General features: G+C 64.1%; 20 protein-coding genes. 9 read left to right on the top strand and 11 right to left on the bottom strand.

The window, feature by feature from the left end; genetic code table 11:
• The first annotated feature begins 561 nt into the window (after positions 1 to 561).
• Both parA and ABY44_RS38225 read left to right on the top strand, forming a co-directional pair.
• Positions 562 to 1,224 (top strand): ParA family partition ATPase, encoded by a 663-nt coding sequence (parA, locus tag ABY44_RS38230; RefSeq protein WP_027790199.1) that lies wholly within the window; start codon positions 562 to 564, stop codon positions 1,222 to 1,224.
• 23 nt (positions 1,225 to 1,247) lie between these two features.
• Positions 1,248 to 2,309, top strand: a complete 1,062-nt coding sequence (locus tag ABY44_RS38225) for a ParB/RepB/Spo0J family partition protein (protein WP_021163724.1) — start codon at positions 1,248 to 1,250, stop codon at positions 2,307 to 2,309.
• Between the two features lie 90 nt (positions 2,310 to 2,399).
• Here the strand turns inward: ABY44_RS38225 and ABY44_RS38220 are convergent, their stop codons facing one another.
• The gene (locus ABY44_RS38220) at positions 2,400 to 3,767 is read right to left on the bottom strand and encodes a replication initiation protein (RefSeq protein ID WP_431643566.1); all 1,368 of its coding nucleotides are present in this window, start codon (positions 3,765 to 3,767) and stop codon (positions 2,400 to 2,402) included.
• 1,822 nt (positions 3,768 to 5,589) lie between these two features.
• Between ABY44_RS38220 and ABY44_RS38215 the strand changes: the two genes are divergently transcribed.
• Entirely contained in the window at positions 5,590 to 6,771 is a 1,182-nt protein-coding gene (locus ABY44_RS38215; protein ID WP_060174100.1) for a DNA-binding protein, read from the top strand.
• 136 nt (positions 6,772 to 6,907) lie between these two features.
• Here the strand turns inward: ABY44_RS38215 and ABY44_RS38210 are convergent, their stop codons facing one another.
• The 3 genes from ABY44_RS38210 to ABY44_RS38200 all read right to left on the bottom strand — a co-directional run bounded on the left by ABY44_RS38210 (position 6,908) and on the right by ABY44_RS38200 (position 9,172).
• Complete coding sequence (locus ABY44_RS38210; protein WP_027790197.1) at positions 6,908 to 7,933, bottom strand: tyrosine-type recombinase/integrase; 1,026 nt, start codon at positions 7,931 to 7,933, stop codon at positions 6,908 to 6,910.
• Positions 7,934 to 8,042: 109 nt separating this feature from the next.
• Positions 8,043 to 8,420, bottom strand: a complete 378-nt coding sequence (locus tag ABY44_RS38205) for a DUF2471 family protein (protein ID WP_060174101.1) — start codon at positions 8,418 to 8,420, stop codon at positions 8,043 to 8,045.
• 140 nt (positions 8,421 to 8,560) lie between these two features.
• Complete coding sequence (locus ABY44_RS38200; RefSeq protein ID WP_021163719.1) at positions 8,561 to 9,172, bottom strand: helix-turn-helix domain-containing protein; 612 nt, start codon at positions 9,170 to 9,172, stop codon at positions 8,561 to 8,563.
• 161 nt (positions 9,173 to 9,333) lie between these two features.
• Here ABY44_RS38200 and ABY44_RS38195 point away from each other — a divergent pair, with 161 nt between their 5' ends.
• Entirely contained in the window at positions 9,334 to 10,533 is a 1,200-nt protein-coding gene (locus tag ABY44_RS38195; RefSeq protein ID WP_021163718.1) for a glycine C-acetyltransferase, read from the top strand.
• Between the two features lie 13 nt (positions 10,534 to 10,546).
• The gene (gene tdh / locus ABY44_RS38190; protein ID WP_021163717.1) at positions 10,547 to 11,575 is read left to right on the top strand and encodes an L-threonine 3-dehydrogenase; all 1,029 of its coding nucleotides are present in this window, start codon (positions 10,547 to 10,549) and stop codon (positions 11,573 to 11,575) included.
• 396 nt (positions 11,576 to 11,971) lie between these two features.
• On the opposite strand, the gene ABY44_RS38185 is transcribed toward tdh, so the two are convergent.
• Together ABY44_RS38185 and ABY44_RS38180 are read right to left on the bottom strand one after the other, a co-directional pair.
• Positions 11,972 to 12,376: a hypothetical protein gene (locus tag ABY44_RS38185; protein WP_060174102.1), complete on the bottom strand. Its 405-nt coding sequence runs from the start codon at positions 12,374 to 12,376 to the stop codon at positions 11,972 to 11,974.
• An 8-nt stretch (positions 12,377 to 12,384) separates the two neighbouring features.
• Positions 12,385 to 13,023: a GNAT family N-acetyltransferase gene (locus tag ABY44_RS38180; RefSeq protein ID WP_060174103.1), complete on the bottom strand. Its 639-nt coding sequence runs from the start codon at positions 13,021 to 13,023 to the stop codon at positions 12,385 to 12,387.
• A 183-nt stretch (positions 13,024 to 13,206) separates the two neighbouring features.
• On the opposite strand from ABY44_RS38180, the gene ABY44_RS38175 reads away from it, so the two are divergent.
• Together ABY44_RS38175 and ABY44_RS38170 are read left to right on the top strand one after the other, a co-directional pair.
• A complete protein-coding gene (locus ABY44_RS38175; protein ID WP_059495295.1) occupies positions 13,207 to 13,812 on the top strand; it encodes a TetR/AcrR family transcriptional regulator in 606 nt (201 codons plus the stop codon).
• A 63-nt stretch (positions 13,813 to 13,875) separates the two neighbouring features.
• A complete protein-coding gene (locus ABY44_RS38170; RefSeq protein WP_048021168.1) occupies positions 13,876 to 14,355 on the top strand; it encodes a DUF1348 family protein in 480 nt (159 codons plus the stop codon).
• A 497-nt stretch (positions 14,356 to 14,852) separates the two neighbouring features.
• Here the strand turns inward: ABY44_RS38170 and ABY44_RS38165 are convergent, their stop codons facing one another.
• Positions 14,853 to 15,938, bottom strand: coding sequence for a tartrate dehydrogenase (locus tag ABY44_RS38165; protein ID WP_059693271.1), 1,086 nt, complete (start codon positions 15,936 to 15,938; stop codon positions 14,853 to 14,855).
• Between the two features lie 117 nt (positions 15,939 to 16,055).
• On the opposite strand from ABY44_RS38165, the gene ABY44_RS38160 reads away from it, so the two are divergent.
• Positions 16,056 to 16,979 carry a LysR substrate-binding domain-containing protein gene (locus tag ABY44_RS38160; RefSeq protein ID WP_059688150.1) on the top strand — a complete coding sequence of 308 codons (924 nt, stop codon included), beginning with the start codon at positions 16,056 to 16,058 and terminating at the stop codon, positions 16,977 to 16,979.
• Positions 16,980 to 17,137: 158 nt separating this feature from the next.
• Here the strand turns inward: ABY44_RS38160 and argC are convergent, their stop codons facing one another.
• Complete coding sequence (gene argC / locus ABY44_RS38155) at positions 17,138 to 18,085, bottom strand: N-acetyl-gamma-glutamyl-phosphate reductase (protein WP_060174104.1); 948 nt, start codon at positions 18,083 to 18,085, stop codon at positions 17,138 to 17,140.
• 120 nt (positions 18,086 to 18,205) lie between these two features.
• Here argC and ABY44_RS38150 point away from each other — a divergent pair, with 120 nt between their 5' ends.
• On the top strand, positions 18,206 to 19,090 hold the full coding sequence (locus tag ABY44_RS38150; RefSeq protein ID WP_059693277.1) for a LysR family transcriptional regulator: 885 nt from the start codon (positions 18,206 to 18,208) through the stop codon (positions 19,088 to 19,090).
• 75 nt (positions 19,091 to 19,165) lie between these two features.
• Here ABY44_RS38150 and ABY44_RS38145 read toward each other — a convergent pair whose 3' ends face one another.
• From ABY44_RS38145 to ABY44_RS38135, 3 genes are all read right to left on the bottom strand, one after another.
• Positions 19,166 to 19,630 carry a hypothetical protein gene (locus ABY44_RS38145; protein WP_060174105.1) on the bottom strand — a complete coding sequence of 155 codons (465 nt, stop codon included), beginning with the start codon at positions 19,628 to 19,630 and terminating at the stop codon, positions 19,166 to 19,168.
• 60 nt (positions 19,631 to 19,690) lie between these two features.
• Complete coding sequence (locus tag ABY44_RS38140; protein ID WP_027790186.1) at positions 19,691 to 20,908, bottom strand: patatin-like phospholipase family protein; 1,218 nt, start codon at positions 20,906 to 20,908, stop codon at positions 19,691 to 19,693.
• A partial coding sequence (locus ABY44_RS38135) for a 3-hydroxybutyrate dehydrogenase (protein WP_226194288.1) occupies positions 20,905 to 21,681 on the bottom strand: 777 nt, incomplete at its 5' end. The genes ABY44_RS38135 and ABY44_RS38140, both read right to left, overlap by 4 nt.

Raw genomic sequence — 21,681 nt, 5'->3', positions numbered from 1 at the left:
TCGCCATCGCCATCGCCATCGCCATCGCCATCGCCATCGCCATCGCCATCGCCATCGCCATCGCCATCGCCATCGCCATCGCCATCGGCCGCAGTTTATGCGCATAAACGAGACGCCCAAAGGCAGCGAGGTGTGCCGACGTACACGGGTTCAGTGGCATGCCTCAACGCGGTGTACCGGGCCAGGACATACCGCTCACACTCCACTCTCAGAGGTGCAGCTCCCCCTGGTCACGCGATCGACAGCCTCGGTTTCAGCGGAGTTTATGCGCACAAACTCTCAGCCCCAACCGCCTCATCGAACGAAAGGGCAGCGCACCACGATCCCGCGGCAACTCGCTACTCACACCAGCGACGCCACACTTGATGATTCAAACCCCGCCCCGTCCATCGACGTTGCAGACATCCGCCACACCATCCAGTCGGGTCATTCGCCGTCTCCGGTTCGTTTATGCGCATAAACCGATAGCCCGAATGGCCAATGCGTAGTTGTCGAACGACAATTTCATTGAAATTCAAATATCGTCCTGTAGAATTCCAACGACCAAAATAGGAGTGAAAATTGGCCGCGGAAATCATTGCAGTCACTCAACAAAAAGGTGGCGTCGGCAAAAGCACGATTGCCATGCACCTCGGTGCCGCGTTCCATGAAAAAGGGAAGCGCGTCCTCGTCATCGACGCAGACCGTCAAAACACGCTGGTTCACTGGTCGAGCGCATCCGGCGACAGCGAAAACGGCATCCCGTTTCCGGTCGTCAACCTTGCCGAAGCCGATGGCCAAATCCATCGCGAGATCAAGAAGTTCATCAACGACTACGACATCATCGTCGTAGACTGCCCGCCGTCGATCACCGAGAAGGTGTCGGGCGTCGTCCTGCTGGCCGCATCGATTGCCGTGATTCCGACGTCGTCGTCGCCGGCTGATTACTGGTCGAGCGTTGGGCTGGTCAAACTGATCCAGCAGGCGCAGGTCATGAACGAAGACCTCCGCGCGGTCTTCCTGCTGAACAAGACCGAAGAGAAGCGCATGCTGACCCGCGAGCTCAAGCGCGCGCTCGAGGAACTCGGCTTCCCGTTGCTGAAAACGCAGATCCCGACCCGGGAGGCGTACAAGCAGGCGATGGCGCTCGGTCAGACCGTGCTGCAGATGAACGATCGTGGCGGCAAGCTGGCCGCCACGGAAATTCGCGCATGCGCCGACGAAATCGTCGCCATGCTGCCCTGACTTTATGCGCACAAAGGAGTCACATGAAACCCTCCCAATTTGCCAAAGGATTCCAAGCGCGCCCGGATATCACGACGAGCGAGAAGCGCACGGCGCTCGATCGACTCAATGCGATCGACGGCATCGTCAAGTCCGAGACCCCCACCCCGGCGCCGACCAAATCCGCGAAGAAAGACACCGCGCCGCAGCCCGCTCCCGAGCTCACGCTCGATCCGTCGATCGATGAATCGGCGCAATATCGTGCGTGGCGTCTAGAGAACCGCTATGCGCCCGGGCAGGTGATCGAGCTGTCGCTGAAGGCGATCAAGCATAGCCCGTTCAATCCGCGGCACTTCTATCTGAAATCGTCGATTGCAGAACTCGCGGTCAACCTCGCGAAGCAAGGGCAACAGCAGGCGATCCACGTGATTCCGGATTACGACAATCCGGGCACGTATTTCGTCAGCGATGGCGGCCGCCGCGTGCGGGCGCTGAAGGAAGCCAACAAGGAATCGGTCAAGGCGATCGTGATCGACGTGCCGATCGGCATCCAGAGCTACAAGCTCGGCTACGATCTCAACGTCCAGCGCGATTCGCAGACGGTGTTCGACAACGCCGTCGTGTGGCGCCGCTTCCTCGACGACAAGCATTTCCAGAGCCAGAAGGAACTCTCCGAGCACCTCGGCCTCGACGAATCGACGGTGGCCGTCGCCCTGTCGATCGGCAAACTGCCGGAAGCGATCATGCAGGAAATGGTCGCGCGCCCCGATCGCTTCGGTTCAAACATGGCGTATCAGGTCGGCCGCTATCACAATGCGCGCGGCACCGAGGCCACGCTGCGGCTGATCAACAAGATCGTGTCGGACGATCTCAGCACGCGCCAGGTGTCGGACATCGTCAAGGGCCGCGTCGCGGCGCAGGAAACGCCGAAGGCTGCCGGCCGTCAGCGCTATGCGCAGCGTCTCGAGATCAAGCTTGGCGGCAAGTCGGTCGGCGACCTGAAGTCGTATGGCGAAGATCGCATCGAACTGCGCCTGCGCGGCCTCCCGAAGGACAAGCGCGACGCGATCCTCGAGCAGCTCGAGCGGATGCTGTTGTCGGAGTGACGGAAACGGCCGGCTGGGCCTGGTGAAGATGCCGGGCCCGCCAACCGAGGACGGGGCCGGCGGCGGCCCGTCAGCGGGCCTGAGCGGGCCTCAGGCGGCACGCGACTGGTTCAGCGTGAACGACAGCAGGTCGCCGTCCGTCGGCTCGCCCCAGGTCTTCTGGGCCAGCCAGTCGAAAAAGGCCGTCTCGGCCAGCTTGGAATCGAGGCCGCGCTTGCGCCAGTCGTCGCGCAGATGGGTGCCCATCGTCGGCAGCGCCTCCGACTCGAACGACTCGCGCGCCACTTCGCGCTCGGCGTCGCCCTGCTCTTCGTACAGCACCTTCGCTTCCTTGCGGCGGAACGCAGCGAACTCGCTCAACAGGCGTGCCTTCAGGTCGTCCGGCTGGGCCGCCGCAATCTTCGCAGGCGGCGTGCCGGCAGGCAGTGCGTCGACCGATTCGACCGGCGGCGCATAACCCTTCTTCAGCGCATCCTTGAACAACGCCGGCGCGCTGCGCACCGGCGGCAGCGTCGTGCTGCGCATCCGCTGCTCGGTCATCTGCAGCGCGGCACGAATGCGGTTTTCCTCGCTGTCCGCATAGAGCGTCTGCGCTTCCTTCAGCGGGATCCCGATCTTCACCATCCGGTCGACCAGCGTGCTGTCGAACACGTTCGGATGTTCGTCGAGCGCGAGCATCGGCTGCTTGCGCTCGGTCACACGGAACTGGATCTCCGCGACCCGACGCCCTTCACGGTGTTCGATCAGCTCGACGAAGATGTTGGTGACCGCGTTGACTTCCGCGATCGCGGGACGCAGATAGTCGCGCTTGAAGTACTTGTACTCACGTTTCGCTTCGTCGCCGGCTTCCGTGTCGGGCGTGCCCGACAGGATCGGCCGCCACCACTCCCACGGCTCACGCATCGTCAGGTGGCTCGGGTTCGTCAGGTAGCGCACGCAGATTTCGTACAGCGCGAGGCCGGCGCTGCTGCGCAGCTGGCTCTGGAACTGCAGGCTCAGGCGCGCGTACTGGACCGGGTCGAGCAGCTTTTTCTTGATCTTCGGCGCGAACGAGAATTCGACCCACACGCGGCGGGTCGCCGGATCCTCGAGAATTTCGGCGTCGGCGATCAGCGTCGAGATCCCCCACTTGCGTCCCGGCTTCTGGCTCGACGTCCCCGTGCTCCATTCGACCTGCACCGACACCATGCGGCGCAGGTGTTCCTTCACCAGCGCGGTGTCGTTCGAATCGAAGGCGGAGTTGGCGACGATGTCCGAGAGCAGCGCGCGATACGTATCGCCCGAGTCGTCGGCCTGCTGCGCCACGGCCAGCAGGACATTGAACAGCTTGCGAGTGAGGAGCGTGATCTTGCCGCTCTTCGGCTGAATTGCGATCGCCTCGACGGCCTTACGCAATTCGGCTGAACTGGCATTCACCACATCCACATCGGTTTTCTTGGCGCGCTTCGTCGTGGCCATACGTCGGGTCGGAGGAGAAGTTTTCCGGAAGGATAGCGTCTGCGGTGAAGTGCGTCCAGAACGACATGCTCACCATAGCGGGTGAAGTGCGCGTGTAAAACGGCACTCACCCCAGGCGCTCCCGAAAATCCTCACCGGTCCGGATTTGCAGCGTTCCGGACTCGTCCAGACGTGCTGCGGGATGCGCCGATTCACAGAATTTCACCTGTGCCCGGAACGTGCGAAATGCACTCCCGTATCGGCTCACCTTTCGATTTGTCGTAATTTTACGACTGCGCTGCCGTGAGTTCGGCACAGGGTTGCGATCCCACCTCATCGCACTTCCCGATACGACCCGTTCAGGCCTGTATGCATGTACAGGCGCGACTCTCCGGGCGATCGTGATCGGGTTCGCCGCCCCGGAAGACGCCCGCCAAACCGGCCCGCGGGACCCGAACGAACCTGCTGTGTCGGCCCGGGCGCGCATTGTACAGCGCACAAACCGTATCGGGTCCCGAAAAAACTCACCTTGAACACAGCATGTTCATTCATCTGACTGCCGACGAATGCCCGGCACGCGCGGGATCCGCCATCAGAGCCTCCCGAAAACGCTCACCTTACCGAAAAATCGCTGTGCCACTTCTGGCACGGAAATGGCTCCCGAAAAACCTCACCGTAACTGACGCGGTATCAAAAACCTCAATGCCTTCCGATACTTATGCACAGAAGGCATTTGGCTGTGCACCGCCGACACCCCCCGAAAATCCTCACCTTTCGACGGAAATCCTTCATACGACAACGGTATGTCGCCCCCCGAAAAATCTCACCTGTACCAAAAAGAGGCACAGCAAAAACGAGATTTCTTCCAGTCCTGGCGGGCTTTTCGGCCAATTCGGCCGTCCACGGATCCCGAAAACGCTCACCTTTGACCATTTTTCGGGCAAATTCCATTCCCGGAAAGGCTCACCTGTGGCCCGAATCATAGTCTGTGATCCATGCCCCGAAAAAGCTCACCTCAGCGGGATCCGGGCAGGAAAACCCGGATTCCCCTCCCGAAAAACCTCACCTTTAGTGCATCACAGGCCCACGAGAGCACTTTTGCTGTGCAAAATGGCGTCCCTTTCCCGGAAATCCTCACACCAAACGCCCGTGGAGTCCCGTGAAACCTCACCTTTCACAGAAACTGCCTAAAAGATGGGCAGAATCGGGGCACAAAGAAGGTCCCGCAAATTCTCACCTATGTCTGCACAGGCAGAAAACTGTGCAGTCAGGCACAGCGCGGGTTCTGTGGCTGTGAGGCCCCGAAAAACCTCACCTTTGGGAAATCTCGTGTTTCACTGTGATCCCGAATCCGCTCACGACCTTTCCCGCAACGGCTCACGCAGCTCCCTGAACCCCATCACTTCAGCTCCCGCAGAAGATCACCTTGGCTCCCGTAAAACTTCACCTTGTCGGCCGGAAAGCCTTGCAGCATAAGGCTGTGCCGTGGCGTTAACGTTTTTAACTAAGGGTTCAAGGGTGTTTACTTCTAATACTCTCAAGACATCGGCTGCAGAGTTTTCCACAGACACCCCAACCCCTGGACACCGACAAGCAACCGGAGCCGTTGTCATGTGAAACAAATGCCGAAATTCGGGATCGACAGAAAAACGCTTGCACGACAAGGACTTGGCTAACTTTCTTCGCTTTGTTTCACGGAATCCTGAACCACAGTCGACCAGATCGGCTCACAGATCCGATTTCTGTGCGAAGCGACGTAAATTCACAACGCCGAGCCGAAACAAGTATCGATAAGTACGTATTTCGTTATGATTGCCACACTTCAATGTCTGTGAGCACAGCGATGACCCTGGACGAAATACGCCAAACCATTCGGGACGAACTGGAATCGCTGCGTGCAAGAGGTGCGCGACGGCAGGAATTGTCGCTGCATGCATGCAAGCGGTTGTTCTTCGATCTTGGCATCCGGCCGTCGGCTGCCAACGTCCGCGATCTCACCCAGACCGGCAGCGCCAGCGATATCCCGAAAGACATCGACCACTTCTGGGAACGTATCCGTTCCGCCTCCAAGGTCAGGCTCGACGGTGCCGCAATTCCGAAAGCCGTCGAGGAAAAAGCCGGCGCGTTGCTCGGGGCACTCTATGAAGAAGCGTTGAAAGCCGCGCGAGACAGCCTCGATAGCGATCGCGAACAGGTCCGCGCCGGCGTGGCCGACGCCGAACAGCGGTTGCGCGACGCAATCGTCCGCCAGGAGACGCTCGAGGGCGCGCTCGCACGTGGCGAAGCGAAAAACGAGCAATTGCAGGCGCGCGTGACCGAACTCGAAGTCCAGCTTGCATCGCAAACGACGCACGGTTCGGCAAGCGAAGCGACGTTACTCACCACAGTCGCTCGACTGGAGAAGGAGCTGGCTGCGGCGGCCGGCCGTATCGAAGCCGAGCAGGCGCAGAACGCCACGCTGCGCGACCGCATCGATGCGCTTCAAGCCGAACTTCAGCAGCGCACCGAGCACTACGCGCAGCAAATCAAGGACGCGGTGGCCGAAGCCGAACGCCGCGTCAAGCCGATGCTGGTCGAGTTGGATTCGTTGCGCAGCACGGCGTCGACTTACCAGAACGGCTTACGCGACGTTCAGCGCAAGGAATTCGATTTCCTGCAGCAATTGAGTGCGGCCAAGGCGCGTGCAGACCGGCTCGAAGAACAATTGCGCAGCCAGGGAGATGAACTGGAACGCGCGACGCGCGATATGAGTTTGCTGCGCGCGAGCCGCGGAATGAATCCGGAAATCGCCGCGCTGATCCGCCGCCTGGCTGATGCGGGGCAACTGGATGCGGAGGCATTTGCCGCGATCGGCACCTCACTGGATCAAGAGACTCCGGTACCGGCCCATTGTCCGCATTGCGACGGTGAGCCCGAGCTGTCACACGGAAAAGAGGGTTTTGAAGTGGCCTGCCCCGAGTGCGAACACGCTTCGGGCGCATGGCCATCCCGATTGGAAGCCGTTGCCCGCTTTGTGCGCACGTGACGCAATGGGCGGCGGCACTGCACAGGTGAGACGATCCGGGGAGCTTGAGGTGAGGTTTTTCGGGAGCGATTGAACGGTGAGGCTGTGCCGCACAAGGCTGCTCACGGATCGCTTGGCGTGAGCAGCTGTTGGGGGATCAGTGAGTTTCGTCGATGCCCGACGCGTCACCGTCGGCATTGTTGTCGGCCAGACCGTCGCGCCAGTTCTTCCATGCGCGATGCAGACGGTTCGACGAGATCGGTCGCATGAAGCCCAGCCATTTGCCGACTCGTTCGGGCGGCACGTCGTGTTCGAACAGTTCGGCCGCGTAGGTATTACGCAGGGTTTGCGGGCTGGCGCGTGCGGTGCGTGACGACGTGAGCCCGGCGGATTCGACGATCGCGTCGATGGCGCGCAGCATCGTCGCCTTGTGCATCGGCCGCCCGGCATGGGATGCGGGGAACACGAGTTCACCGGGAATCTCCTGGCGCTTGCGTTCGGTGAGCCACGCTTCGAGCAGGGCGATCGCGAACGACGCCAGATGGGTTTCGCGCGCGAAATCAGGGTGCGTCGACTCGATCTGCAGCGACGTTCCAGCTGTATTGATGCAACTAATCGTAAGTGCACGAGCTTCACCGGTTTTAATGCCGGCGCCGAGAAACGCGGCAACGAGCGCGCGGTCGCGCCGCTCTTTCCAGTACGCGGAACCGGATACGCCGATCGGCGAAAACAGGTACGTGAGCAACGTCGCGCGCTCGGCCGGCGTGAGGAAACCGGTAGGTTCGTTGTCGCGAGCCTTGCGCCAGTTCGCTTCGCCATCCTGAGCAATGAACCGGGCCGGGTTGGTCGACGCGTATTCGGTGCGCCGGATATGGTCGAGCACGCGCTCGATCAGCCGCAGATAGCGCATCCGCTGGGTTTTCCGGATCGGGAGTTCGCCGACGAAATTCGCGATGGTTGCCGTATCGACCGTCGCCAGATTCTTCTGGTGCGTACGCAGCCACGTGAGAAACGCGCCCCATTGCGCGCGATAGACGTCGGCCGATGAGCGACGATAGTCCTGCATGGCGAGCCATGCATCGAATGCGGCTTCGGGAGAGAGGATCCAGTCGGACGCGCCGCGGTCGAACAGATCCGTTTCTTCCGGGCGTGCCGGTATGTCGGGAGAGGCGGGAAGAGACATGTGATTTATTCCGTTAGTTGCGTGTATGGTAGCCCTTTCCGCAACGTCTCGGGCATCAAGAGGCAAGGGGCAGGACAAGGCCGCCACGCGTGGCGGCCTGGGCGGGCAGTCAGTCGCCCCACGCCTTGGACGGGCGGTGAGCCCGCTCGCGAGGCGCGGTGTCGTTCGAGGTTGACGCGGCTTCGTATGCGAGAACCGCGAACGAAAATACGGCGGGTAGCGCGTTCGAGTGCCCGAAGTCGATCGGATCGTCCGTTTCGGGAAACGTCATGTCCGACGGCCGTTCGAACAATTGACGCATGCCGGCCTCGTGCCGGCTGGCAAAGCCGAGATCGGCAAGCGCCTCGGCTTCGATCGCATGCAGCAGGCGCCACGTCAGCGGGACGCGCTGGCGGATATAACGCCCGGCGATATGGCGAACGATCAGCTCGAGGTCGTGCGCGGCAGCCTTGAAGCTGAGCGCGGCCAAATCTTGTTCTTCTGTCATTGCAGGCTCCTGTCGACCGGGCAGGCGCCTCGGTGCGCCGGCTCCAGCCCATGCATGGCGGAATGTTCGTATACTGTACAAACATACAGTGTTTTCCGCAACTGGCCTGCAATCGGCCTTTCGGCCGGCTATCCGCGCCGTCAGCGGTGTATCACGATCAGCAGTGCCCGCGCCTCGGCCTTGCCGGGATTGCGGATCGCGTGCGGCTCGTCGGCCGGGTAGCGCGCTGTGTCGCCTACCTTCAGGCGCCGGCTTGCCGCCGCGGCTTCGATTTCCATCGCGCCCTGCAGCACGGTGAGGTGCTCGCGCGTGCCGGGCTCGTGGGCGTTCGATATCAGTGCGCCGCCGCCCGGCAGCGTCAGCTCGTACCACTCGAACTTGCCGGCGAGGTCGATCGGGCCCCACACGCGCAACTGGTATCGGCCGTCATGGCCGGCGAGTGTCGGAATGTCGTGCGGGCCGTCGACGCGGATAGTCTCGGGCGCCTTCGGTTGCGAGAACAGCTCGTCGAGCGTGATGCCGAGTGCGTTCGTCAGCCGCCACGCCACGGCGATCGTCGGGTTGGCCTTGTCGCGTTCGATCTCGGAGAGCATCGATTTCGATACGCCGGCTGCGCGCGACAGGTCGTCGAGTGTCAGCTTGCGTTCGTTGCGCAGCCGCTGGATCTGCTCGCCGACACGCGGCGGCGTGGCGGCCGGCGGTTGCGGTGCGGCGCTGGCAGGCGTGCGCCGCGAACCGGAGGAACTTGCCATTTGGATTCCGTTCGCTTAGAGTTGTTCGGTATTTCGAATTCTAGTTCGGAATATCGGATAAATGCGGTCAACCGAACGACCGACTATAACAGTAGCAGGCCGTTGCGCCGCCGCCACGAGTGGCGCGTTGCGGAATGCGAAACCCTGTCAGGAGCTTTGCGATGCGTGATGCCTTTCTCGCCCAGGTGCGCGGGACGCTGGACCAGATCCGCGCGGACGGTTTTTACAAGACCGAGCGCGAGATCGCGAGTCCTCAGGCGGCAGCCGTGCGGCTCGCCGGCGGTGCCGGCGTGCTCAATTTCTGCGCGAACAACTACCTGGGCCTGGCGAACGATCCGCGCCTGATCGACGCGGCGAAGGCCGGCCTCGACCAGGACGGCTTCGGCATGGCATCGGTGCGCTTCATCTGCGGCACGCAAACCGTGCACAAGCAACTGGAAAGCGCGCTGGCCGCCTTTCTCGGCACCGAGGACAGCATCCTCTATTCGAGCTGCTTCGATGCGAACGGCGGGCTGTTCGAGACGCTGCTCGACGAGAACGACGCGGTGATCAGCGACGAGCTGAACCATGCGAGCATCATCGACGGCATCCGCCTCTGCAAGGCGAAGCGTTTCCGCTACAAGAACAACGACCTGTCCGACCTCGAGGCGAAGCTGAAGGAAGCCGATGCAGCGGGCGCGCGCCACAAGCTGATCGCGACCGACGGCGTGTTCTCGATGGACGGCATCATCGCCGACCTGAAAGGCATCTGCGATCTCGCCGATCGCTACGGCGCGCTCGTGATGGTCGACGATTCGCATGCGGTCGGCTTCATCGGCACGCACGGCCGCGGCACGCCCGAGCACTGCGGCGTCGAAGGCCGCGTCGACATCATCACGGGTACGCTCGGCAAGGCGCTCGGCGGCGCATCGGGCGGCTATGTCGCCGCGCGTCGCGAAGTCGTCGAGCTGCTGCGCCAGCGCTCGCGCCCGTATCTCTTCTCGAACACGCTTACGCCGAGCATCGCCGCGGCATCGCTGAAGGTGCTGGAACTGCTCGGCAGCGACGAAGGCGCGAAGCTGCGCGAGCGCGTGCGCGAGAACGGCGCGCGGTTTCGCAAGCAGATGACCGAAGCCGGTTTCACGCTCGTGCCGGGTGCGCATCCGATCATCCCGGTGATGCTCGGCGATGCGCAGCTCGCGACGAACATGGCCGACAAGCTGCTCGGCGAAGGCGTCTACGTGATCGGTTTCTCGTTCCCCGTCGTGCCGCGCGGCCGCGCCCGCATCCGCACGCAGATGAGCGCCGCGCATACGCCTGAACAGATCGACCAGACGGTCGCCGCGTTCGTGCGCGTCGGCAAGTCGCTCGGCGTGATCTGACGGAGGCGCGACCATGAAAGCACTGGCAAAGCTCGAACGCGGCCCCGGCCTCACGCTCACGCGCGTGAAGCGTCCCGAAGTCGGCCACAACGACGTGCTGATCAAGATCCGCCGCACGGCGATTTGCGGCACCGACATCCATATCTGGAAGTGGGACGACTGGGCGCAGAAGACGATTCCCGTACCGATGCACGTCGGTCACGAATATGTCGGCGAGATCGTCGAGATGGGGCAGGAAGTGCGCGGCTTCGCGATCGGCGATCGCGTGTCCGGCGAAGGCCACATCACGTGCGGCTTCTGTCGCAACTGTCGCGCGGGGCGCCGGCATCTGTGCCGCAACACGGTCGGCGTCGGCGTGAACCGCGAAGGCGCGTTCGCCGAGTATCTGGCGATTCCGGCATTCAACGCGTTCAAGATCCCGCCCGAGATCTCCGACGATCTCGCGTCGATCTTCGATCCGTTCGGTAACGCGACGCATACGGCGCTGTCGTTCAACCTCGTCGGCGAAGACGTGCTGATCACCGGCGCGGGCCCGATCGGCATCATGGCTGTAGCGATCGCGAAGCACGTCGGCGCGCGCAACGTCGTCATCACCGACATCAACGACTACCGGCTGGAACTCGCGCGAAAGATGGGCGCGACGCGTGCGGTCAACGTCGCGCGCGAGTCGTTGCGCGACGTGATGACCGACCTGCACATGACCGAAGGCTTCGACGTCGGCCTCGAAATGTCGGGTGTGCCGAGCGCGTTCACGAGCATGCTCGAGGCGATGAACCACGGCGGCAAGGTCGCGCTGCTCGGCATTCCGCCCGCGCAGACGGCGATCGACTGGAACCAGGTGATCTTCAAGGGGCTCGAGATCAAGGGCATCTACGGCCGCGAGATGTTCGAGACCTGGTACAAGATGGTCGCGATGCTGCAAAGCGGCCTCGACCTGTCGCCGATCATCACGCATCGCTTCGCGGCCGACGATTACGAGAAAGGCTTTGCCGCGATGCTGTCCGGCGAGAGCGGCAAGGTGATTCTCGACTGGACGGCCTGAGTGCCGCGGGGTAGTGCTGCGTGTTCGCCGCCTGCCCCGCTTTCGTTTACGTCTGCGTTTTCGAGGCCGAAACGCGCGAGTCCAGGCTCAAGGTGAGATTATTCGGGAGCTGTGTTGGCGCGCTGAATCGCGACACGATTGCACATCGGTGAACTGCAGTCGCACGTTCACTTCACCTGACGGAAGCTGCCTCGCTTTCCGCCCTCGTGCCTTACGGCACCTGCTCTGCCCTTCCAGACACTTCCCTGCTTGCCTTGCCGCGCGATCGCTCGTCATGCAACCGCATGCGATGTCGTGCGGAACCGTGGCGTCAACCGTGAGCCCGCGCGCGTCGTTGCGACTCACTCATGCGTGAAACCATTCGATATCGATCGACGTCGATCGGTGCGCCGACGGCTACTTGATCCGTTCACCGTTCAACCCGCGTGGATCGAGCTGAAGACTCAACACGACGAGCCAGCGTTTCGGACACTGCGGTGCAACGTCGACCGGGCCGCCGTGCACTCCGGGCGCGGTGACGAACCCGTGTTGCGCTGCGTATTGATATGCGCGCAACGCGTCCGCTTGCAGCCAGAAGCTGACCAGCGCGCACGTCACGAAACGGAACAGCAGCAACGCTGCGGCATCCGGCGCGAAACCGGCCACGACCAGCAGGCTGTCGAACACGAATGCCAGCACGTGCGCGACCGCGATCGTGACGATCGTCAGCTTCAACACGCCACGCAGCCGCAGTGCAGCGCGCACGCGTGCCTGCCGGACGGCGAGCCGGGTGCGATCGTCGCCGCTTTCGCGCTTCGGCATGTCATGTTTCACGACGCGGCACCGACAGGTCGTGCAATGTCGATCTGCGTCGTATCACCGGCAACGATGCGACCGCTTGTGACGCAGACCGATTTGCACAGGATCGTGCTGTCGTAGTTGTGCCCCGGAAAACGCATCACGTCGACCGGTTGAAATCCTTCGCGACGATAGAAATCGATGAGCCGGACCGCCGCGTACGGTGCGTCGAGCGCCAGGTGCGTCGCGCCGCGTGCGGCGGCCCGCCGTTGCGCGAATGCGAGCAGTGATCGGCCGATGCCGCGATCCTGCCAGACGGGATCGACGGCCAGCTGGCCGAGCGTCGCGACGTGCCGGCTGCGGTATGGATCGCAGCGGGAATCGGGATCGTGCGAACGCATCGTCATCGTCGCGACCAGGTGCGCGTTGCCGAGCGCAACGAAGCACTCGCCGGTGAGCACGCGTTCGCGTGTCGCCGAGGCTGGCTGATCGACGCACGGGCAGTTGAAGCCCAGTGCGCCGAGCGGTGCGAAGGCGCGATGCAGCAGCGCGGTCAACGTGTCGTACGAATCGTTGCGCGGGTCGAAGCGCCGCACGACAACGCGGCCATCGAGCCGCTTGGCATAAGCCGCATAGGCGCGCGCGGGGTGCGCGGATTCCGGTCGCTGCATGATGTCCTTTCGCCCAGACAGGGTGACCGAAGTGTAGTGAGCGTCACGCGTCCGCTTCAAGAAAAAATGTCGTAAACGCGGCGGACTTGCATCGCGCGGCCAGGTTGCGATTCAGCCCTCCCGCCAGCAGGGCTTTTTCATCCGGGTATTGACGGTGGAGAACGATCGTTCTACCGTAAACCCATGAACACACATCACGACCCTTCCGGCGAACCGGGCGTTCGCGACCGGTTGCTCGATGCAGCCGAAGCGCTGATCTACTCGGGCGGCATCCATGCAACCGGTGTCGATGCGATCGTCAAGCGATCCGGCGCGGCGCGAAAGAGCTTTTATTCGCATTTCGAATCGAAAGAGGCGCTGGTGCTGGCCGCGCTCGAACGTCGCGACGAGCGCTGGATGCGCTGGTTCGTCGACGCGACGCTGGCGCGCGGCAAGGCACCGCGCGTGCAGCTGCTCGGCATGTTCGACGTGCTGCGCGACTGGTTCGGGCAACCCGACTTTCACGGCTGCGCGTTCCTCAACGCATCGGGCGAGATTCCCGATGCCGACGATCCGGTGCGTGTCGTTGCACGCGCGCACAAGGCACGCTTGCTGGCGTTCGTGCGTGAGCGGTTCGATGCGTATGCCGATGAAACCGGCATCGAGCGCCGCGGGCTCGCGCGCGTCGCGCGTCAGTGGCTCGTGCTGATCGACGGCGCAATCGGCGTGGCGCTCGTCAGTGGTGATGCAAACGCCGCGCGTGATGCGCGCGCGACGGCCGAACTGCTGCTCGACGCGGTATCACGGTAGTCGAAGCAGCGAATCCGAACCGGCCGCGGTCGTCCGTGGCCAGAACCTGAACAGGAGCAACCCATGTCCGCTTCCCTCGAAGTCCGTCCGCCCGTTCCGCCCTTCACGCTCGAAACGGCGCGCCAGAAAGTGCGCGCCGCCGAGGATGCGTGGAACACGCGCGACCCGCAGCGCGTGTCGCTCGCCTATACGCCGCAAAGCCGATGGCGCAATCGTGCGGAATTCGTGACCGGCCGCGACGAGATCGTCGGCCTGCTGCAGCGCAAGTGGGCGCGCGAGCTCGACTACCGGCTGATCAAGGAGCTGTGGGCATTCGACGGCAATCGCATCGCGGTGCGCTTTGCGTACGAATGGCATGACGATGCCGGCAACTGGTTCCGTTCGTACGGCAACGAAAACTGGGAGTTCGACGAAAACGGGCTGATGGCGCATCGTCACGCGAGCATCAACGACCTGCCGATTCGCGAGCAGGATCGTCTCTATCACTGGCCGCTCGGTCGTCGTCCGGACGATCATCCCGGGCTGTCCGATCTCGGCCTGTGACGCGCGTGTCAACTCGACGAACCGGCGAACGCATCACCGGGCTTCAACGGTGAGGAAATTCGGGAGTCGATGCGCTGAAGGTGAGATTTTTCGGGACGAGGGGAAATGTCGCGTCGGACTGTGTGCTTCGAGCCGTTCGACGCGGCATCGTCCCGGGCAAAGCGGACATGCCATGCACGTCGCGATCTCGTGATGCGCGTATCGGTATGCAACGGTGTGCTTCACCACGTGATGCATCTCACCGATCGATCGGGGCCGGTAGCGGTTTGACGATCGGTGTGCACGCGTGTGGCGTGCAACTCACCGATCGTATCGACGTCGACGCCTGATGGCGCGTGCTGTGCGCGTTGCGGTGCGACGTTGCTCACCGCTCGACTTCACCAGGCAGGCGCAGGAATTCGCACACGTGCGCAAACGCATGGTGTGCAACTCACCGCACACCGATTCGTGCAGCCTTTACCCGGCGCGTGTGATTGCGATTGCGCCGGGCCTGATCGTCAGCCCGCGATGCGCGCGGCGATCGCCTCGCCCACTTCCTGTGTCCTCGCGTTGCCGCCGAGATCGCGCGTATGCGGCCCCGTGCGCAGCACGTCCTCGATCGCGGCGACGATCGCATCGTGCGCTTCGCGTTCGCGGCCTGCGCCGTTGCCGAGGAAGTCGAGCATCAGGGCCGCCGACCAGATCATCGCGACCGGGTTCGCGATGTATTGCCCCGTGATGTCGGGCGCGGAGCCGTGCACGGGTTCGAACAGCGACGGAAACGTGCGGTCGGGGTTCAGGTTCGCCGACGGCGCGATGCCGATCGTGCCCGTACACGCGGGCCCGAGATCCGACAGGATGTCGCCGAACAGGTTCGACGCGACGACGACGTCGAAGCGGTCCGGCTGCAGCACGAAGCGCGCGCACAGGATGTCGATGTGCTGCTTGTCGACGGCGATGTCGGGATAACGTTCGGCCATCTCGGCCGTGCGCGCGTCCCACCACGGCATGCTGATCGCGATGCCGTTGCTCTTCGTCGCGACGGTGAGGCGCTTCGCGCGCCGCTGCGCGAGTTCGAACGCGAATTTCAGCACGCGCTCGGTGCCGTGACGCGTGAAGATCGCCTGCTGCATCACGATCTCGCGATCGGTGCCTTCGAACATCGTGCCGCCGACCGACGAATACTCGCCCTCGGTGTTCTCGCGCACGATCATGAAGTCGATGTCGCCCGCGCGGCGGCCGGCGAGCGGCGACGGCACGCCGTCGAACAGGCGCGCGGGCCGCAGGTTGATGTACTGGTCGAATTCGCGGCGGAATTTCAGCAGCGAGCCCCACAGCGAAACGTGATCGGGTACCGTCGCGGGCCAGCCGACCGCGCCGAACAGGATTGCGTCCATGCCCGAGAGCTGTGCCTTCCAGTCGTCCGGCATCATCTTGCCGTGCTGTGCGTAGTAGTCGCAGCTCGCCCAGTCGATCTGGACGAAGTCGAAGCGGATGCCGAAGCGCGCGGTCACGGCGTCGAGTGCGCGCAGGCCCTCGGGCATCACTTCACGGCCGATGCCGTCGCCGGGGATCACGGCAATTCTGTAGGTCCTGTCGGTCATGCAAAGCTCCTTGGCTGGTGGGCTGGCCGCGGGGAGAGGCAGCGGCGCGTCACGTCATTCTATTTATTTCCATCTGGATTAAAATCGCGCGAAAGGTTAATCGACTTTCCACGAATCGTGAACAAATCGCCGAATCTCGACGACCTGCGCGTGTTCAGCCTGGTCGTCCGCCTGACCAGCTTCAGCGCGGCCGCCGAGCAGCTCGCGGTGTCGCCGGCCTATGTCAGCAAGCGCATCGCGTTGCTCGAGGCGCAGCTCGGCACGCGCCTGCTGCATCGCTCGACGCGCCGCGTGACGGTCACGGAAGCAGGCGAGCGCGTGTTCGCGCGCGCCGAGAAGATTCTTGACGACGTCGATCATCTCGTCGAGGACGTGTCGACCACGCGCACGGTGCCGCGCGGCACGCTGCGCATTTCGAGCAGCTTCGGCTTCGGCCGGCACGTCGTCGCGCCGGCGCTGCTCGACTTCTCGGCACGCTATCCGCAACTGAACGTGCGGCTCGATCTGTTCGACCGGCTCGTCGACGTCGCGGGCGAAGGCTACGACCTCGACGTGCGCATCGGCGACGAGATCGCCGATCACCTGATCGCGCGCCGCCTTGCCGCGAACTACCGCGTGTTGTGTGCGTCGCCCGACTATCTCGCCCGGCGCGGTACACCGCGCTCGCTCGCGGATCTTGCATCGCACGACTGTCTTGCCATCAAGGAGCGCGATCACCCGTTCGGCGTGTGGCGGCTGAACGTGCGCGGTGAAACGGCCACGGTGAAGGTTGGCGGCGCGCTGTCGACGAACCATGGCGAGGTCGCCGTGCAATGGGCGCTGGCCGGGCGCGGCATCGTGCTGCGTTCGATCTGGGAAGCCGCGCCGCTGATCGAACGCGGTGCACTGTGTCGCGTGCTGCCGGACGCAATCCAGCCCGCGAACATCTGGGCCGTGTATCCGGAGCGCGTCGCGGCGTCGGCGAAAGTGCGCGTGTGCGTGGATTTTCTGATGGAGACGCTGGCCGGTTTGAATGCCGCGGCGGGTGACGATACGGCCTGAAACCGGCTAAAGGTGAGCTTTTACGGGGGCATGTGCGCAGCATCGGCAGGCCCCGTTTCCGGCTCGCAACCGCGTCGCGAGCCGGTCGCGTCGAACGGGTATCAACACATCGCGGTCGCGAGGTGCCCGGCCTGCCGACGCTGGTGCCCGCACACGGCTTACGCCGCTTTTGCCGCGCCTGCCGCCCCGAGCATCAGGTCGAGATTCTGCACGGCTGCGCCGGATGCGCCTTTGCCGAGATTGTCGAACACGGCGGACAGCAGCACCTGGCCGTGCTCGGCATTGACGAACACGCCGAGCCGCATGTCATTGGTGCCGTTCAGCGCTTGCGGATCGAGATGCGTGATCGCATGCGTGTCCGCGAGCGGCGTGACGTCGACGTGGCGCGACTCGGCGTAATGGTGCGCGAGACATGCATGCAGTTGCTCACCGGTCACACCGGCAGGGAGCAGCCGCAACTCGATCGGCACGGTGAGCACGATGCCTTGCCGATAGGCACCGTAAGCCGGCACGAACAACGGACGGTTCGCCAGACCGGCATGCAGCTGGATCTCGGGCGGATGCTTGTGCGCGAGGGCGAGGCCGTAGACCTGCAGCGGTTTCGCGTGTGAAGCGCCGTCCGATTCGAATGCGTCGACGGCAGCCCGCCCGCCGCCCGAGTATCCGGACACGGCATGGATGCTCACCGGGTAGTCGCGCGGCAGCAGCCCGGCCTGTAGCAGCGGCCGCAGCAGCCCGATCGCGCCGGTCGGGTAGCAGCCCGGATTGGTGACACGCCGTGCGTGTGCAATCGCCCGTGCCTGCCCGTCGGCCATCTCGGGAAAGCCGTAGACCCATTCCGGCTGCGTGCGATGAGCCGAACTCGCGTCGATCACGCGTACCGCCGGATTCCGGATGAAGCCGACCGCTTCGCGTGCGGCCGCGTCGGGCAGGCACAGGATCGCGATGTCGGCTGCATTGATCGCTTCGGCGCGCCGCACGGGATCCTTGCGCTCGGCCTCCGGCAGCGCGACGAGCCGCAGGTCGGTGCGCCCGCGCAGGCGCTCGTGGATCTGCAATCCGGTCGTCCCTTGATCGCCGTCGATGTAGACAGTGGGCTGGCTCATGGTGGTCGCGTTCCTTCGGTTCAGTCGTCGGGAAAGCCGTATCGTCCACCGAGCGCCTAGAATAGGAAAAGTTGAATTTACTGACCATCAGATTCAGTTTTCTTGAACGAGAGGTGGAGAATGCGGGAGATCAGCCTGGACCGCCTGCGCACGCTGGTCGCCATCGCGGACCAAGGATCCTTTGTCGCCGCGGCGCAACTGCTTCACCTCGCGCCGCCGACCGTCAGCCTTCACATTGCCGAACTGGAGAACCGCATCGGCGCGCCGTTGCTGTCCCGCACGCGTGGAAACGTGCGGCCGTCGCCTATCGGTGAAGTGCTGGTGGAGCGTGCGCGCCGCCTGCTGGCCGAGGTCGAATCCACGCTGGACGATGTGCAGCGACAGGTGCAGGGGTTGACCGGACGCGTACGCCTCGGCGCATCGACCGGGGCGATCGCGCACCTGCTGCCGCAGGCGGTGGCCCGCTTGCGCGAGCAGCATCCGGATATCGATGTCCAGATCGCGGTGCTCACGTCGCACGACACGCTGGCGCGCATCGCACAGGGCACGCTCGATGTCGGGCTGGTGGCGCTGCCGCAGACGGCGGTCGCGGGGCTGTCGATCCGCGCGTGGCGGCGCGATCCGGTGATGGCGTTTCTGCCGGCGGACTGGCCGCTTCCGGCGCGCGTGACGCCCGGCTATCTGGCCGCCCGCCCGCTGATTCTCAACGATGCGACCACCCGCCTGTCACGGCTGACGACGGAATGGTTCGCGCTCGGCGGCCACCGGCCGGAGCCGCGGATCGAACTCAACTACAACGATGCGATCAAGAGCCTGGTCGCCGCGGGTTACGGCGCGACGCTGCTGCCGCACGAGGCGGGCGCCCCGCTACCCGATGCGCGCATCGTCATGCGGGCGTTGCGCCCGGCGTTGTGGCGTGAGCTGGGTATCGCCCATCGGGCGGGGCCGGTCGAGCGGGCGACACAGCATGTACTCGATGCGTTGTGGGCGCTCGGCGCGCGATAGCGCACCGGCATGCGGGCCAGGCGGCGCGGCGGTTCATGCGTGCATGCCGTCCCCGTGCATTCACGGCATGCCGTCTCAAAGCCGGTTGTCCTTCGCGAGCGTCAGCACGCGCGCCCAGCGTTGCGCGTCGCGCTTGTCCATCATCGGCAGCTTCCATTCGCTGCGCACGCCATCGCGCACGTGCACGACGAGGTGCCAGCGGCCGCCGATCGGCGCGGCCTGGCAGCCGTCGAGCTGCGACAGCGTATAGCGGCCGTCCGCGCCGTCGTACGACAGCCAAAGCAGCCCCTGCGTCGCGGACACGCGCAGCTCGCCCCACGCGCGATGCACGACGTGGGTCCAGCCTTCTTCCTTCGTATTCGGTGCGATGTCGCGGTGGCGCTTGATCCACCAGGCGACCAGCGCGATCAGGATCGCGGCGGCGAGCACGGCGGCCGCGATCGCGACCGGCTGGCCGAACTGTGCGGCGATGACGTGAAACAGGTGAACCGCGCCCCATCCGGCAGCGATGAGCGCGAACAGTGCAATGAAGATCGGCATGTCTGATCGGAGAAGAGGACGGATCGGCGCATGCAACGCGCCGATCCGTCGCGCACGGCATTACCGTTTGCGGTGAATGTCGTGCGTCACGAAGCCCGCGTCGTTGTTGGGCAGCGCGAGGCCGTCCTTGACTGCGAGCGTCTTGCGGATGTCGTCGAGACCCGCGGACCAGTGGTCACGCATCGTCGACAGACCGAACTGATAGTCCTTGTAGTGATGCTCGTACGCCTTCTGCTGGTAGATCAGGTGCTGGATGTTGTACTTCTTGCTGGACGACATCGCATCGGCCTCGACGCACCAGGGATCCGCCTTGCGCTGCTCTTCCGGCACCTGCTCGAGCACGTGGCGCAGCACGTTGCGGTAGCGCTGTTCGCGCTGCAGCGTGTCGGTCACGAAGCGCGTGCGGCTCGAGTACTGCACGTCCTTCGTGCGCTCGGCGACGTCGGCCATCGTGCGCGGCAGCGGCCCGCGCGCGCTCCACAGGTCGACCTGGAACGCGAGCGTGTCGCGGCGCGGCCGTGCGCGGAGCACTTCCATCAGCGGCGTGTTCGACACGACACCGCCGTCCCAGTAGTACTCGCCGTCGATCTCGACCGGCGGGAACGCGGGCGGCAGCGCGCCGGACGCCATGAAATGCTCGGGTGCCAGACGGATGCGCGAGTTGTCGAAGTACACGAAGTTGCCGGTGCCGACGTTGACCGCGCCGACCGACACGCGCGTTTCGCCCGAATTGATCCGGTCGAAATCGCACAGCTTCAGCAGCGTCGCGCGCAATTGCGACGTGTCGTACCAGCTGATCTTCTCCGGATGATCCGACACGCCCGGCAGCGGCGGCGGAAAGCGCGGCACGAAGAAGCCCTGCTGGCCCTGCATCATCGCGCTCGCGGCCTGCGACGCGGTGAAGAACGTACGAACCTGGTCGATGCTGTTGAACAGCGCGAACTCGAATGCGGCCGGAACCGTCGGGAAGAACGCCGGCTTGCAGATCGTTTCCCAGAACTCGCGCAGCCGCTCGACGCGATGCTCGGGCGCATTGCCCGCGATCAGCGCGGTGTTGAGCGCGCCGATCGAGATGCCCGCGATCCAGTCGAGCGGAATGCCCGCCTCGTGCAGCCCTTCGAACACGCCGGCCTGGTACGCGCCGAGCGCGCCGCCGCCTTGCAGCACGAGCGCGATCGTTTCGTACGGCAGCGTGCGCGCGGCGGCCGGTGCGCCGGCCTCGTGATGCAGGTCCGCCGCATCGACGGCCTGCTTTTCGGTGCGGGCGTGCGGCTTCATTGCATGAACCAGCCGTGGCTGACGATGAACGACTGGCCCGTGAGCGCGGCGCTCGGGAACGCCGACAGGAACAGCACCGTCTGCGCGACGTCCTGCACCGTCGTGAACACGCCGTCGACCGTATTGCCGAGCATCACCTTCTTCACCACTTCCTCTTCGCTGATCCCGAGCTCCTTCGCCTGCTCCGGAATCTGCTTGTCGACCAGCGGCGTGCGCACGAAGCCCGGACACACGACGTGCGAGCGCACGTTGTGCTTCGCGCCTTCCTTCGCCAGCACGCGGGCCAGGCCGAGCAGGCCGTGCTTGGCCGTCACGTACGCCGATTTCAGCGGCGACGCTTCGTGCGAGTGCACCGAACCCATGTAGATCACGACACCGCCGCGATCGTCCTTGTACATGTGCTTGAGCGCGGCCTTGGTCGTCAGGAATGCGCCGTCGACGTGGATCGCCTGCATCTTCTTCCAGTCGGAGAACGAATAGTTCTCGATCGGGTTGACGATCTGGATGCCCGCGTTCGACACGAGGATGTCGACCGAGCCGAACGTTTCGGCCACCTTGTCGATACCGCTGTTCACGGCTTCCTCGTTCGTCACGTCCATCGCGACGCCGATCGCCTTGCCGCCCGCCTTGACGATCTCGTCGGCAACGGCGTTCGCGCCGTCCTGGTTCAGGTCGGCGATCGCGACGGCCGCGCCCGCTTTCGCGAGCTCGAGTGCGATTTCCTTGCCGATGCCGCTCGCGGCGCCCGTGACGACTGCGGTCTTGCCATTCAG

The sequence above is a fragment of the Burkholderia sp. ZZQ-2 genome (assembly GCF_050768715.1).
In the GTDB taxonomy this organism is placed as follows: domain Bacteria; phylum Pseudomonadota; class Gammaproteobacteria; order Burkholderiales; family Burkholderiaceae; genus Burkholderia; species Burkholderia cepacia.
The sequence above is the reverse complement of the archived record's forward strand: the minus strand, read 5'-3'. Positions and strand labels throughout refer to the sequence as shown.